Source organism: Bradyrhizobium sp. 33ap4 (assembly GCF_032654765.1).
GTDB classification, from domain to species: domain Bacteria; phylum Pseudomonadota; class Alphaproteobacteria; order Rhizobiales; family Xanthobacteraceae; genus Bradyrhizobium; species Bradyrhizobium australafricanum.
This window is the reverse complement of record NZ_JAUMTJ010000008.1, coordinates 178,343-192,948: the sequence shown is the minus strand read 5'-3', so window position 1 is coordinate 192,948 and position 14,606 is coordinate 178,343. Positions and strand designations below refer to the sequence as shown.

Annotated in this window: 12 protein-coding genes; 3 read left to right on the top strand and 9 right to left on the bottom strand. The window is 66.4% G+C overall.

The window, feature by feature from the left end:
* Window positions 1–77: 77 nt before the first annotated feature.
* A complete protein-coding gene (locus tag Q2M23_RS08895; protein WP_026193208.1) occupies window positions 78–851 on the bottom strand; it encodes an enoyl-CoA hydratase-related protein in 774 nt (257 codons plus the stop codon).
* Between the two features lie 104 nt (window positions 852–955).
* Between Q2M23_RS08895 and Q2M23_RS08890 the strand changes: the two genes are divergently transcribed.
* Both Q2M23_RS08890 and Q2M23_RS08885 read left to right on the top strand, forming a co-directional pair.
* Entirely contained in the window at window positions 956–2,545 is a 1,590-nt protein-coding gene (locus Q2M23_RS08890; protein ID WP_253638943.1) for a gamma-glutamyltransferase, read from the top strand.
* 159 nt (window positions 2,546–2,704) lie between these two features.
* A complete protein-coding gene (locus Q2M23_RS08885) occupies window positions 2,705–3,076 on the top strand; it encodes a PaaI family thioesterase (RefSeq protein ID WP_076823722.1) in 372 nt (123 codons plus the stop codon).
* Window positions 3,077–3,088: 12 nt separating this feature from the next.
* Here the strand turns inward: Q2M23_RS08885 and Q2M23_RS08880 are convergent, their stop codons facing one another.
* From Q2M23_RS08880 to Q2M23_RS08850, 7 genes are all read right to left on the bottom strand, one after another.
* Entirely contained in the window at window positions 3,089–3,784 is a 696-nt protein-coding gene (locus Q2M23_RS08880) for a class I SAM-dependent methyltransferase (protein ID WP_316395341.1), read from the bottom strand.
* A 7-nt stretch (window positions 3,785–3,791) separates the two neighbouring features.
* Window positions 3,792–4,286: a hypothetical protein gene (locus Q2M23_RS08875; RefSeq protein WP_253638941.1), complete on the bottom strand. Its 495-nt coding sequence runs from the start codon at window positions 4,284–4,286 to the stop codon at window positions 3,792–3,794.
* A gap of 47 nt (window positions 4,287–4,333) precedes the next feature.
* Window positions 4,334–7,561, bottom strand: a complete 3,228-nt coding sequence (locus Q2M23_RS08870; RefSeq protein WP_076823719.1) for an adenylate/guanylate cyclase domain-containing protein — start codon at window positions 7,559–7,561, stop codon at window positions 4,334–4,336.
* Window positions 7,562–7,641: 80 nt separating this feature from the next.
* Window positions 7,642–8,934, bottom strand: coding sequence for an FAD-binding oxidoreductase (locus tag Q2M23_RS08865; protein ID WP_316395340.1), 1,293 nt, complete (start codon window positions 8,932–8,934; stop codon window positions 7,642–7,644).
* A gap of 14 nt (window positions 8,935–8,948) precedes the next feature.
* On the bottom strand, window positions 8,949–9,680 hold the full coding sequence (locus tag Q2M23_RS08860) for an amino acid ABC transporter ATP-binding protein (protein WP_168856247.1): 732 nt from the start codon (window positions 9,678–9,680) through the stop codon (window positions 8,949–8,951).
* Window positions 9,677–10,330 (bottom strand): amino acid ABC transporter permease, encoded by a 654-nt coding sequence (locus Q2M23_RS08855; RefSeq protein WP_057015170.1) that lies wholly within the window; start codon window positions 10,328–10,330, stop codon window positions 9,677–9,679. Before Q2M23_RS08855 ends, Q2M23_RS08860 begins: the two co-directional genes overlap by 4 nt.
* A 164-nt stretch (window positions 10,331–10,494) precedes the next feature.
* Entirely contained in the window at window positions 10,495–11,262 is a 768-nt protein-coding gene (locus Q2M23_RS08850) for an ABC transporter substrate-binding protein (RefSeq protein WP_316395339.1), read from the bottom strand.
* Between the two features lie 183 nt (window positions 11,263–11,445).
* Here Q2M23_RS08850 and Q2M23_RS08845 point away from each other — a divergent pair, with 183 nt between their 5' ends.
* Entirely contained in the window at window positions 11,446–12,117 is a 672-nt protein-coding gene (locus tag Q2M23_RS08845) for a cupin domain-containing protein (protein ID WP_316395338.1), read from the top strand.
* A 218-nt stretch (window positions 12,118–12,335) separates the two neighbouring features.
* Here the strand turns inward: Q2M23_RS08845 and Q2M23_RS08840 are convergent, their stop codons facing one another.
* Complete coding sequence (locus tag Q2M23_RS08840) at window positions 12,336–14,603, bottom strand: xanthine dehydrogenase family protein molybdopterin-binding subunit (protein ID WP_316395337.1); 2,268 nt, start codon at window positions 14,601–14,603, stop codon at window positions 12,336–12,338.
* Window positions 14,604–14,606 lie beyond the last annotated feature (3 nt).

Here is a 14,606-nt window from a genome sequence, read left to right as displayed (position 1 = left end):
GCCTCCTCGACCACGTTGAATCTCCCTTAATATGCGATTCTCAACCCTCCAGATCGCGGCTTTCTGACTCAGTAAGACTAGCGTCCCGTGAACTGAGCCTTGCGTTTCTCGACGAAGGCCTGGCGGCCTTCCTTCGCGTCGGCGCTCTCGCGGATCACCTGCTGGAGCTCGATCTCGCGGCGAAACTGATCGGCGTAGCTGGCGTGCTCGCTCTCCTCGAGCAGCTGTCGCGTCGCGACCAGCGCGCGCGTCGGTCCGTCCGCGAGACGACCGGCGAGCGCCTTCGCCTCGTCGAGCAGTTTGGCATCGTCGACCACGTCGCGCACCAATCCCCACTCCTTGGCCCGCTCGGCCGGCAGCGGCTCGTTCAGCAGCATCAGGTCGAGCGCGCGTTGGCGGCCGATCAGGCGCGGCAACAGCCAGGTCGAGCCGAGATCGGGCACCAGGCCGATCCGGCTGAACACCTGGATGAAGCTCGCCGAGCGCGCCGCCAGGATGATGTCGCCGGACATCGCGAGGCTGAAGCCGCCGCCGGCCGCGACGCCGTTGACCGCGACCACCACCGGCACGCGGCATTCGCGCAAGGCCTGCATCGCCGGCCAATAATGCCTCATCACGCCGGTGTAGATATTGTCGCCGAGCGACTGGAACGCCTTGAGGTTCTGCCCGGAGCAGAAGCCGCGTCCCTCCCCGGTCAGGACCAGCGCGCGGATGTCCGGATCGAGGCTCATCTCGCCGACGGCGCGCGCGAGATCGCCGAGCAGTTCCGGCGTCATGGCGTTCAGGCTCGCGGGATCGTTGAGCGTCAGGATGCCGACCTTGCCGTCCCGTTCACGCTTCACACCAGTCATTTTCCGCTCCCTGAAATTGGTTCTTGTTGTTGCACTGACAGTGCCATGCTTGGCATGCTACGCCAACGTGTCCCACCCGCAACAAGAACAGCGAAAGCAACGCCATGTCCGACCAGTTCTCCAACTCGCAAGTGATCCGCAAGCCGGCCGTCAGCGCCAAGGGTGGCATCGTCGCCGCACAGTCGCGCCGGGCGGCCGAGGTCGGCGCGGAGGTATTGGCTGATGGCGGCGATTGCGTCGACGCCGTGATCGCAACCACCTTCGCGCTTGGCGTCGTGGAGCCCTGGATGAGCGGCGCCGGCGGCGGCGGCGCGATGGTGCTCTATCGCGCCAAGGAGAACCGCGTCGAGGTGATCGACTACGGCATGCGCGCACCCGACGGCCTGCGCATCGAGGATTATCCGCTGACTGGCGGTGCGGCCTCCGACCTGTTCCCCTGGGCGCGGGTCAAGGACGACCGCAACCTGCACGGCCCCGGCTCGATCGCTGTGCCCGGCGTCGTTGCCGGCATGGAGGAAGCGCATCGCCGCCACGCCAAAATGGCGTGGAAGGATCTGCTGGCGCCGAGCGTCAAGCTCGCCGGCGACGGCCTTTTGGTCGATTGGTGGACCACCGCGATGATCGCAAGCTCCGCGGCCGATCTGCGGCGCTATCCCGCCAGCGCGGCGGCGTATCTGCAAGATGGCCTGCCGCCGAATGCGCAATGGGGCATCAGGTCGGTGGTCCGCATGCCGCAGGACAGGCTGAAGGCCACGATGGCGCAGCTCGCCGCGGCCGGCCCGCGCGATTTCTACGAGGGCGATCTGGCGCGCAGCATCGCCGACGACATCCAGGCCGCCGGCGGCGCGCTGTCGGTGCGCGACCTCGCCGCCTTCCGCGCCCATCTGCGCGAGCCGTTGAAAATTCCGTATCGCGGCGGCACGGTCTATGCGACGCCGGAGCTGACCGCGGGTCCGACCATGGCGCGCACGCTCGGCCTTTTGCAAAAGGCGCTGGCGCCCGCGCAGGGCGGTCCGGATGCGGCGGCCTACGCAGCCTATGCCGAGGCGCTGCAAGCCGCCTATCGCGAGCGCCTGAAGGACATGGGCGACGTCGATGGCCGGCGCGCGCTCGGCGCCGAAGCAATCGCGCCAAGCTGCACCACGCATTTCTCCGCGGTCGACCGCGACGGCAACATGGCCGCGGTGACGCAGACGCTGCTGTCGACCTTCGGCTCCAAATTCGTGACGCCGAACACCGGGCTGACCATGAACAACGGCATCATGTGGTTCGATCCGACGCAAGGCAATCCGAACTCGCTCGCGCCCGGCAAGCGCTGCCTGACCAACTACACGCCGGTCGTGGCGCAGGCCGCCGACGGCCGCACGCTTGCCGCCGGCGCATCGGGCGGCCGCCGCATCCTGCCGGCCGTGTCGCAACTGCTCTCCTTCGTGATGGATTTCGGCATGGATCTCGACGCCGCGATCCACCAGCCCCGGATCGACGCCAGCGAAGGCGCCGTGGTGATCGGCGACAAGCGCCTGCCCGCGAGCGTGCGCGAGGCGCTGCGCGGCCGCTTCGACTTCGAGGAAGCCCGCATCCAGACCCTGCCGATGAAGTTCGCCTGCCCGAGCGTCGTGCTGCGCGACGGCGCCACCAACAGCGGCGTCACCGAGCCGTTCCAGCCCTGGGGCGATGCGGTCGCGGAGGGGTGACGGCAAGTCGCGCGGTTCATTGAGGTCGTCGTCCCTGCTCCCGTGCGCAATTGCGCACTAGGCAGGGACGACACCGAGTTTATTGCATGAGCCAGACGGGCTGATACTTTTGGACCGACAACAATTGCGGTGACCGGCTTGAGTGAAGCAAGCGCAGACGTGCCGCCCGGCGCGCAACTTCTTGGGCGCGAGTGGCTTGGCTTCGACGGTGAAATCGCCACAGTCCGTTTCGAGGCGCAACCCTTGTTCACCAACCGCCATGGAACGATCCAGGGCGGTTTCCTTGCCGCGATGCTGGATTCAGCCACCGGTCTCGGCGCCCTCGCAGCGCTGCCCGCAACGCGGACCGTCGTGACGAGGACCCTCACCACGCGGTTTCTCAAACCGGCGCGCGTCGGCCCGATCACGGCCAAGGCGAAGGTCATCTCGCAGACCGACCGCGACATGATCGTCGAAGCCGATCTGATCGACGCCAGCGATGTGACGGTCGCCAGCGCCACGGCCGAGTTGCGGATTCTGGACAAGCGATAGTCCGCAGCCCGATCAGCAATCCCTACATCGCGCCAGCAGGGTGACTTCGTTCAGTCCGTAGCCGTCGACGGTCTCGACGGTGCAGCCAAGCTCGCGTTCGCAATAATCGATCCACGCCTCGGGGCTGGTGCAATAGAGCTGCACCGGCGACGCATCGGCGGCCGCCGTGCCTTCCGTCCCGCCGGTAACGAAGTTGACGCTGAAGCCGCGCAGGCTGGCGCGGCGCAGGTCGGCCAGCATCCCGGCGACAAATGCCTCCCAGGATCGGCGGCAGCCGCCGACATCGACATTCATGACGCCGCTCGCGACCGAATAGGTCGCGCGACGCAGGCCGCCCTTGCCGACCTTGAAGCGGCGCCCCGGCGCCGAGAAACGGCGGCGCGCGCGGCTGACCATGGCGAGCGACAGGTCGATCCCGAGATAGTCGATCTCCGCTTGCGGATGGCGCCTTGCGACATAGGCGCACAGCGCGCCGTATCCGCAGCCGATGTCGTTCAGGCTGAACGGTGCGGAGAAGTCGCAGAGCTTCAGCAACTGGACGAAGCGCAGGTCCTGGGTGGCCTGGCAGGACCAGTCCACTCCGCGCGGGGTGGCGCCGTATTTGGCGACCCGCGCGCTGTAGTAGGATTCGACATCGGCATAGAGGTCGGAGAACCGCGCCCGGTCGCCTTCGGCGCCGACACCTGCGGTCTCCGCTGCGATGCTCACGTCTTGCTCATTTCTTGGCTTTGGCCCGCCGCTGCTTCGCCATCGCAGCAAGCTCCTTGCGGGCGACCTGGCTTGGCTTGGTCGGGATCGACAGAACCCGATACGACTGGGTCGAGTAGATCAGCGGCGTATGGCCATCGGCTGCAAACGTCACCTTCGGATTTTCCTTCATGGCGTGAACGCTAACCAGCACCGGCAGATACGGACCCTGCGTGAGCGCCTGTCGGAACGCCTGGACCACCCGCTTGTATCCACTCACATTGGGCTGATCGGAAGGATAGTCCTTCAGCGTGCCGAGGAAAGTATACCAGCGCTTCCGCTCGACCCGGTCGGCCGGCTCGATCCCGATCAGCCGGAACGACTGTTCGAGGGGATGATTGGGAGAGAAGATGTCGAACTCCTTTTGCAGCTCCACCATCTCCATGATCCCGCTGGGACCAAACCGCTTGTTCAGCAGATCAAGGACATCGCGCGTCGTATCGTCTTGAATCATCCGTCCCATTAAAACCCCCTCAGTACCTTGTTTCCAGAAATGAAAAATCGTCGCGTCTAGCGTCGCTCAAGATGCAATCGAAGCTGATCGAGTTGTGGTGTGAAATAGACTGCCCCCGAGACATCGAGCAGATTCTGAGCGCCGCCGACAATCTCGTCAAGCTCCTCATGTGACGTGCTGCCCAAGGCGCAAATGATCAGGCCGCGCAGCACGGTCGCGTGCAACTCGGCGACGCGATCGGTCCTTCGCCGCGCGACCATTAGCGCCTCGTCCACCGCTTGCAGGGCCGCATGGTGGTCGGCGGCGCGATAGAGCGCCTCGGCCAGATCCGCCAGCATGCGCGCCTCGAATTCGAGGCCGGCTCGCGCAGAGCGCGCAAAGTCGATCGCTTCCTGAAGCTGGGCGGCGGCAACCTTGAAATCGCCCGCGGCGCCGCTGGCGAGGCCGGCGCTGGCGAGCGCCGCGACCCGCAGATAGGGCGTGCCGGACTGCTCGGCCAGTTCGGCGATCCTCGCCGCATGCGGCTTGGCCAGTTCCGGCCGGCCGCGGCTCCAGCCCATCTCCACCATCGCAAAATGCGGAATGAACTGCACGACGGCGGCGAAGCGCTCCGGCTCGGCCCGCAGCACCTCGGCGATCCGCCGTTCGGCTTCGTCGAACCGGCCGAGCCGCACCAGAATTCTGGTGCCGAGACACCTGATCCAGTGCTCGACGTCGAAGCCGAGAATCTGGTTCGGGTTGAGGCCGAGTGTGACGTTGTTGTGAAAACCGCCCTGCTCGGCAATCGCGGCAACCGCCACCTGCCCGGCGTCGAGCGCCTCGGCAAGACGACCCGACAGGAAGAACGCCTGGCTCAGCATCGCATTGACCGTCGCAAACCGTCCGACGTCCCCGGTGCCGGAAGTGAGCTTCAAGGCGTCCTGCACGAGATTGACATAATCGTCGGCGGCCGCGGTCGCGGCCAGGATCCTGCCGTAGGCGCCGAGCAGGATCGGCTCGTGCACCGGGTCCGCCGCGCGTGCGTATTTGATAGCCTCTTCGGCGTAGGGCTTGACCTCTTCGGCGGACATCCCCTCACGCCAGCCGAAGTTGAGGATCTGGCCGCTCGACATCGCTCGCAACCGATCGACATATTCGGACGGGGGCTGGTCCTGCAGCAGGGCGCGAACCTTTTTCCAGCTTTTCATTGCCTCGGCGGAGTTGGTCTTGCCGATCCAGCGCGCCGCACGCTGCAAATGGGTGACCGCCTCCAGCGGCTGGCCCGCGGCCTCGTAGTGATAGGCGAGCAGCCCGGCAAACTCGTCGAGCTTGCCCCAGTCGAAGCCCTCGATGGCCTTGGCGACAGTCGCATGCAGCGTGGTCAGCCGCGACCGCAACTGGGTTGCGTAGGCGACCTCCTGGATCAATGGATGGCGAAACGCCAGCAGTCCCTTGTCGTAGGGCGGCAGGTCGTACAGCAGTTCAGCCTGGCGCAGCTGCGCGATGGCGTTCTGCAAATCGTCGTTCGGCAACGCCGCGACCGGACGCAGCACCGACATCGCGACCAGCCGGCCGATCACGGCCGCCGTCTCCAGCACCTGCTTGGCGATATCCTCGAGGTGATCGATGCGGGCGGCCACGACGGCCTGCACCGTCGCGGGCAGCGGCACCGCATCGACGCCATGCTTGAGCCGGTAGTTGCCGCGTTCGCCCTCGACATTGCCGCGCTCCACGACGGTGTTGGCAAGCTCCTCGATGAAGAACGGATTGCCCTGCGCGCGTTCGATGACGTTGCTGCTCAGCGAGGCGAGCGAGGGATGCCTGCCGAAATGCTCGCGGAGCAGCTCGTTCGAATCGGACCACGGCAGCGGCGGGATTGCGATCTGACGGTAGTGCGACCGCTGCATGAAAGGTGCCGTGAAGCCCGGCCTGAAATTGACCACCAGCAACGTCGCGGTGCCGACGATGGCATCGACCAGCGTCTCGACGAACTCTTCGCTCGCGGCGTCGATCCAGTGCAGGTCCTCGATCATGACGACCGCCGGCGTGTCGCCGGGGCGCGCATGCACCAAGGTTCGAACGAGATCGAGCAGTTGCAGCCGCAGCGCGCGCGGATCGAGCTTCGGTGCCGGATACGCCGGATCGGCAAGCCCGAGGAATTCGAGCAGCACCAGCAATTCCTGCTCCGACGCGGCCATCTCGGCAAAACGGTCGATGACGCGACGCCGGGATGTCTCGATCGGCTCCTTGGCGCGGATGCCGAAGATGTCGCGCAACAGCTCGAGCACGGGCTGGAACGGTGTTGCGCGGCCATGCGCCAGCACGCGGGCCTCGTAGACGCGAATGCCCTTGCGGCGGCAGTTTTCGGCGAACTCGAAGCAGAGCCGGCTCTTGCCGATGCCGGCGTCGCCGACCATGCCGACGACCCGGCCGTCGCCGCCAACTGCACGCGACAGCTCATGCTCCAACGCCGCCATCTGCTCGGTCCGGTTGACCATCGAGGTCAGGCGGCGGCCGCTGCGAAAAACGTCGCTGGCGGGCGCGCTGAGCAGCCCGGTCAGCCGAAAGACCTCCACCGGCATGGAGATGCCGCGAATGGTCTGCATGCCGAGCGGCATGACCTCGACGAATTGCCTGGCGCCGAGATAGGTGTCCCGCGTGATGAGGATCGCCCCCTCATCGGCCATCTGCTCCATCCGGTTGGCGATATGGACGTTGGCGCCGGCGGCGTCGTAGGTCTGATAGATTGTGTTTTCCACCGTTTGAACGACGACTTCGCCGGTGTGCAGCCCGACCCGGATCTGCATGCCGGGATCGGCGAGCCTGGCCACCGAATCCTGCATGGCGAGCGCGGCGAGACAGCCGCGGACCGCATGATCTTCATGCGGGCGCGGCGGCGCGCCGAACAGCGCCATGACGCCGTCACCCTGGATCTTGTTGACGATGCCGTCGTAGCGGTGGACGGCTTCCTTCATCAGGTCGAGCACCGGCTCCAGCCGCCGCATTCCGAGTTCGGGATCGCCGAGGCTGTCGATCAGATTGGTCGAGTTGCGGATATCGGCAAACAGCAGAGTGAGGTTCTTGCGTTCGCCGCCCTTGGTGCTCAGCGAACGCAGCAGCCGCTGCGAGGGCGCGTCGGGACGGACGCTGCCCGCGGCGAGCGCGGTGCCGCAGCGGCCGCAGAAGCGGCTGGAGGGCCCGTTCACATGCTGACAGGAGTCACATTTGAGGCCTAATGGCGCACCGCAATCTTCACAATAATCGTTGCCAGCCCGGTTTGCGCGGCCGCATCGCTCGCACTGCATGAACAGCCTTTCAGTAAAGACTGCGAATATATCCGACGCGCGAGATTAGCCCAGCACATTCTGTAATTGTGTTAAATGCCTCACACACCAAGGCGGTCCCGCACCCGGCCGGTCAGCACGGCCGTGATGACGCCGACCCGCCAGAAGGCGTGCATCGGGATCGGCTTGATGCCGGTCACGGGCATGTCGATCTCGGCCTTGGGGCCGCCGATCAGCCGGCGCGCCAGCTGTGCGCCCATCGCGGTCGAGAGCGCGACGCCGCGGCCGTTGCAGCCGAGCGAGATCAGCAAATTCTCCGCGGGCTCATGGACATGCGGGTAGTGATCGGCAGTGATGGCAAGACGGCTGTTCCAGCCGTGGGTCCAGCTGACGCCCTTGAGCTGCGGCCATAGCCGCTCGGCGTAACGGATCAGATAGGCGACGTCGGTCGGCTTGCTGATCCAGCGCATCGGGCCGCGGCCGCCCATCAAGAGCCGATTGTGCTGGTCGATGCGGTAATAGACCGTGATGTGACCGCTTTCGTAGAGCACCGGCCGGGTCGGCATGATCGCGCGCGCGATCGCCTCGGACAGCGGCGCGGTCGCCGCGATCGACGAGAACACCGGCACGATGCTGCGGCGAAGCGCCGGCCAGAGATCATCGGTAAAGCCGTTGGTCGCGAGCAGCACCTTGTCGGCGAGCACGACCGCGCGCGGCGTCTCGATCCGCCAGCGGCCGCCGTCGCGGCGCAGCCGCAGCGCCGGGGTCTCGCCATGGACGGCGACGCCGGCCCCGATCGCGGCGCGCGCAAGCCCGCGGGCATAGCTCAGCGGATGCAGGTCGCCGCCGCGCGCATCCAGCATGGCGCAGAGGTAACGGTCGCTGCCGGTCATCTGGCGCATCTCGGCGGCGTCGAGCAGCTTCACCGGCATGCCACGCCGGATGCACTGCTTCGCCGTGGTCGCGATCGCCGCTGCGCTGGCCTCGTTGTAGGCGGCGCGCAGCGTGCCGTTCTGCCTGGCCTCGCAGGGGATCTGGTAGCGGCGGATCAAGTCATGCGTGAAGTTGGTGGTGCCGTAGGAGAATTCGATCATGCGGCGGCCGAGATCGGCGCCGAAATCCCGTTCGATCTGATCCGGGTCGTGCTTCAGTCCCGGATTGGTCTGCCCGCCATTGTTGCCGGAGGCGCCCCAGCCCGGCTCCTGCGCTTCGAGCACGATCGCCAGCACGCCCTGCTCGGCGAGGTGCAGCGCGGTCGACAGGCCGGTGAAGCCGCCGCCGATGATCGCGACCGACACGCTCTTGTCCGACGTCAGCGGAGGCGTCGGCGTCGCCTGCACCGCGGCGTCGGCATAGAGGCTCGGTGGCAGCGGCAGGCGGATTGGCGCGTTCATTTCAAGTGACCTGATCACAGCGGATGCAGCACGCGGCGCAGGAAATCCTGGGTGCGCGGGTGCTGGGGTTGGTTGAGGACGGATTTGGCGGCGCCCTGCTCGACGATGACGCCGCCGTCGATGAACAGCACGCGGTCGGCGACGTCGCGGGCAAAACCCATCTCGTGGGTGACGACGACCATGGTCATGCCGTCGTCGGCGAGCTTGCGCATCACCGACAGCACCTCGCCGACCAGCTCCGGATCGAGCGCGGAGGTCGGCTCGTCGAACAGGATCGCCTTCGGCTGCATCGCCAGCGCCCGCGCAATCGCGACGCGCTGCTGCTGTCCGCCGGAGAGTTTTGGCGGGTGCACCTCGGCCTTGTCGGCGAGCCCGACCTGCGCGAGCAGCGCGCGGCCGCGGGCAATCGCCTGCTCGTGCGGCTCCTTCTTCACATAAAGCGGTCCCTCGATGACGTTCTCGAGGGCGGTGCGATGCGGGAACAGGTTGAAGCGCTGGAACACCATCGAAACCTGGGTGCGGATCGCCACGATCGAGCGGTCATTGCTGTCGACGCGCGCACCCTCGACGCTGATCTCGCCGCGATCGTAGCTCTCGAGCCCGTTGATGCAGCGCAGGATGGTCGACTTGCCGGAGCCGGACGGGCCGATGATGCAGACCACCTCGCTCCTGGCGACGGAGGCGGTGATGCCCTTCAGCACCTCGACCTTGCCAAAGCTCTTGTGGACGTCGCGGAGCTCGATCATTTGCGGTTCGCCTTGTTCTCGAAGTGCCGAACCAGCAGGATGAGCGGGATGCTCATGGTGAGGTACATCAGCGCCACCAGCGTGAACACGCTGGTGTTCTTGAAGGTCGAGGAGGCGATCAGCTTGCCCTGCAGCGCCAGCTCGGCCACCGTGATGGTGGACGCCTGCGAGGAATCCTTCAGCATCATGATCATGATATTGCCGTAGGGCGGCAGGATGATCCTGACCGCCTGCGGCAGCACCACGCGGCGCATGGTGAGCCACCAGCCCATCCCGATGGTCTGCGCCGCCTCGATCTGCCCCTTGTCGATCGCCTCGATGCCGGCGCGGAAATTTTCCGCCTGATAGGCCGAATAGGCGATACCGAGCCCGATGATCGCGGCCTGCAACGCCGACAGCGCGATGCCGAAATCTGGCATCACGAAGTAGATGTAGAACAGCAGCACGATGATCGGGATGCCGCGGATCACGTTGATCAACGAGGCGCTGAGCCCGACCAGGACGCCGATGCCGGACACCCGCATCAAGGCCCACACCAGCCCGAGCACGGTCGAAAGGACGAGCGAGCCGACGGTGACGACGATGGTCAGCCAGACACCCTGCAGCAGGATCGGCACGAACTCGACGGCGTCATGAAAGAATTTTTGCATCGGCTAAATTTATCCCGTCCCGACACACGCTCGAATATTGTTCCCGAGGAGCGCGTCTCGAAGGGTCGACGGCCACCAGCCGGGCCGTGCATCCTTCGAGACGCGGCGAAGACGCCGCTCCTCAGGATGACGGGTCACCTAAAGGCCCCTCGACGCAATGGCTTTCACGACCCGCCGGCCTTCTGGCCCCACTTTTCCAGGGTCTTTGCGATCGTGCCGTTCGCCTTCAGCTTGGCGAGCGAGGCATTGATCTTCGCGAGCAGCTCCGTGTCGCTCTTGCGGACACCGATCGCGACGGTGCCGACGGTGACCGGCTTGTAGCCGTCGACCAAACGGACGTCGGCGAAATTGCCCTGCTGCAGATTGTAGGCGAGGATCGGATAGTCGGCGAAGCCGGCCTTGAGGCGGCCGGCATTTACGTCGCGCAGGATGTCGGGAATGGTATCGTAGACCTTGACCTCGCTGAACAGCCCGGTCTTCTTCAGCGCGTCGACAAAGGCAGTACCGACCTGGGCGCCGACCACGGTGCCCTTCAGATCCTCCTGCGAGGCATAGGCCTTGGTGTCGGCCTTCGGCACCACCAAACCTTCACCGTAGGTGTAGACCGGCTCGGAGAAGTCGATCACCTCCTTGCGCGCGGCGGTGGCGAACATCGCGGCCGCAATGATGTCGATCTTGTTCGCGGTCAGCGAGGGAATCAGCGCCGAGAACTGCATCGGCTCGATCTGCACGGTAAAGCCGGCGTCCTTGCCGATCTCGGTGGCGAGATCGACCATGATGCCCTGGATCGAGTTGGACTTGGTGTCGAGGAAGGTGAAGGGAATGCCGGTCGGGGTCGAGCCGACCTTCAGCACCTGCTGCGCCCCTGACGGCGCGATCAAGGCAAGGGCAAGCGCCGCCACCGCGGCCTGGACGAGACGCTGAAACGACATCGCAACACCTCCCGAAGCTGGCCTTGGCGCCGCATCGCCCGCGCGGTTTCGGGCTTTTGGTTGCGGTCGACGCCGTTCCGGCCTATTTTCACCAATATGAAATTGTGGTCACGAAACCGCGGCCAATGCAAGCGGTTTTCATGCACATGAAGGAAGCGAACTGACGTGAGCGGCGGCAACAGAATGCGTAAAGGCGCGGCAGCAGGGCCCGCGACGGCACGCCGCGCGGCCAAGAAACCGGCCAGGAAACCGGTGAAGAAACCGGCCGGCAAGCCGGCGGAGCCGGCGATGGATCTCGCGGTCGGACGCCGCATCCGCGACGTGCGCCGCAGCAAGGAAATGTCGCTGGAGGTGGTCGCCGCGCGCACCGATTTGTCGATCGGCTTCATCAGCCAGATCGAGCGCGGCCTGTCGTCGCCCTCGCTGCGCGTGCTGGCGACATTGGCCGACGTACTCGGCGTCGGCATCGCCGCGCTGTTCGGCGCGACGCCGAAGGATGACAGCGCCGGCGGCGTCGTGACCCGCGAGGTCCAGCGCGCCGAGCTGAAGCTGTGGCGCACCGGAATTTCAAAGCAGCTGCTGAGCCCGGCCGGCAGCGAGAGCCGGCTCAACTTGTTCCTGGTGCATCTCGAGCCCGGCGGCAACACCGGCGACGAGTTCTATACCCATGACGGCGAAGAGGCCGGCCTCGTGCTCCAGGGCGAGATGACGCTGACGGTGGACACGGAGACCTGGACGCTAAAGCAGGGCGACAGCTTCAGATTCGCGAGCCGAAGGCCGCACCGGTTCTCCAATCCCGCGCGCGATGCGAAGGCCGTGGTGCTGTGGGTGAATTGCGTGACGGCGGCGGGGTGACGGCCCATCTCCCTCCGCCGTCGTCCCGGCGAAAACCATCCAGCGTCGTCGCGGCCTAGTGCGCAATTGCGCACGGGGGCCGGGACCCATTACCACCAATCTTGATTGTCGAAGGGGAAGCGGCCCCAGCGTCCTGCCATAACTCACATTCGTGGTAATGGGTCCCGGCTTTCGCCGGGACGACACCTGTTATTATGGAGCCCTCACGTCGAGCCGCATCACCTCAACCCCATCGCCACTTCCTCGATCTTGATCGGGAAATTCCGCACGCGGATGCCGGTGGCGTGGAAGACGGCGTTGGCAACGGCGCCGGCGCTGCCGGTGATGCCGATCTCGCCGACGCCCTTGATGCCGAGCGGGTTCACATGGGGATCGTGCTCGTCGACCGTGATCACCTCCATCGGCGGCACGTCGGCATTCACGGGCACATGATACTCGGCAAGGTTCGCATTCAGGATGCGGCCGGACCTCTTGTCCATCACCGCCTCCTCGTGCAGCGCGAACGAGAGGCCCCAGATCATGCCGCCGCGCAGCTGGCTCTGCACCATCAACGGATTGATGATGCGCCCTGCGGCGAACGCGCCGACCAGCCGCGTGGCGCGGATCTGGCCGAGCTCCGGATCGACCTTCACCTCAGCAAAGACAGCGCCATGCGCGTGCATCGCATATTGCGATTGCGCCGCCGGATCGGCCGCACCCGTGCCGGAGGCCTCGACCTCGGCAACGCCAGCGCGCGCCAAGATCTCGGCGTAGCTTTCGCTGCGCGCGTCATCGTCGCGGCGATGGAGCCGCCCGGCCCGCGCCACCACGCCGGCATTGCCGGCGCCGAACAGCGGCGAGCGCTCATCGGAGGTCGCAAGCTCGGCGAGTTTTGCGATCACCGCCGCACCGGCATTGTGGATCGCGGCACCGACCGTTGCGGTGTGCGCGGAGCCGCCGGCGATGCCGGCATCCGGCAGGTCCGACGTGCCCGACAGGAACGAGATCTGCCCGAGATCGAGCGCGAGCGCATCGGCCGAGATTTGCGTGAGCGCGGTCCAGGCGCCCTGCCCCATGTCATGCGCGCCGCTCTCCATCACGCCGCGTCCGTCGGCGCGGATCACGGCCCGGGCATTGCCCTGGAACATCAGCGCCGGGAAGGTCGCGGAGCCCATGCCCCAGCCGACCAGAAAGCCGTTCTCGTCGCGCATCTGCCGCGGCTGCAGCGGACGCCGCGCCCAGCCGAAACGGTCGGCGGCCTTGGCGTAGCACTGCCGCAGCGCCTTGGAGGAAAACGGCTTGCCGGTGGTCGGCTCGACCTCGGCATAATTCTTCAGCCGGAATTCCAGGGGATCGATGCCGCAGGCGAACGCCGCCTCGTCGATCGCGCTTTCCAGCGCGATCGATCCGGTAGCCTCGCCCGGCGCGCGCATGAACAGCGGCGTGCCGGTGTCGACGCGCACCGCCTCATGCGCGGTGCGGATCGCCGGGCTGGCATAGAGCGTGTGCGAGGCGTCCGCCGCCGGCTCGTAGAAATCGTCGAAGCTCGACGTCGTGACGCGCGCCTCGTGATCGAGCGCGGTCAGCAGGCCGTCGTCACCGGTGCCGATCCGGATGCGCTGGCGGGTCTGCGGACGATGGCCGACCGGGCCGTACATCTGGCTCCGCCGCAGCACCAGCTTAACCGGACGCCCGACAAGCTTCGCCGCCATGATGCCAAGCACCTGCGGCCCGGAGACCAGGCCCTTGGAGCCGAAGCCGCCGCCCAGGAACGGGCTGTTGATGTGGATGTTGCCGGGCGGAACGCCGAACAGGCCGCCGATCCGCATCTGCGCCATCGCCATGCCCTGGCTCGGCGTGTCGAGGAACAGGCGGTCGCCGTCCCACACCGCGACGATCGCGTGCGGCTCCATCGCGTTGTGGTACTGCGCGGGCGTCTCGTAAGTTGCGTCGATCCGCTTCGACGCAGCGGCAAGGCCAGCATCGATATCGCCGTGCCGGACTTCGGCGGGATTACCGATGCCGACCACCGGCGGCGCGTAGGCTTCGCCGGCGTCGAGACCGACACGCGCGATCTCGACCTGATAGCGCGGCGACAGCAGCGCGGCGCCTTCGGTGGCGGCCTCCAGCGTCTCGGCGATCACGACCGCGATCGCCTGGTTGGCGTAGCGCACCTCGTCGCTCTGCAAGAGCTCCATGCGGAAGGCGAACGGATTGCCCTTGGCGTCGGGGTCTTCGGCGAGCTCCGGCTTGTGCGCCGGCGTCATCACGTCGATGACGCCGGGGTGGCGCTTGGCGGCGGCGACGTCGAGCGCGGTGACGCGGCCGCGCGCGATGCAGCTGGTCGCGATCACGGCATAGACCATGCCGGGCGGATGATTGTCGGCGGCATAGCGGGCCTTGCCGGTCACCTTCAGCGTGCCGTCGGTGCGGGTCAGCGGCTGGCCGATATTCGAGCCGTGCCTGAGATGGGCGGGGTCGCGGGTCAGATTGAGTTCAGCCGTCATGCG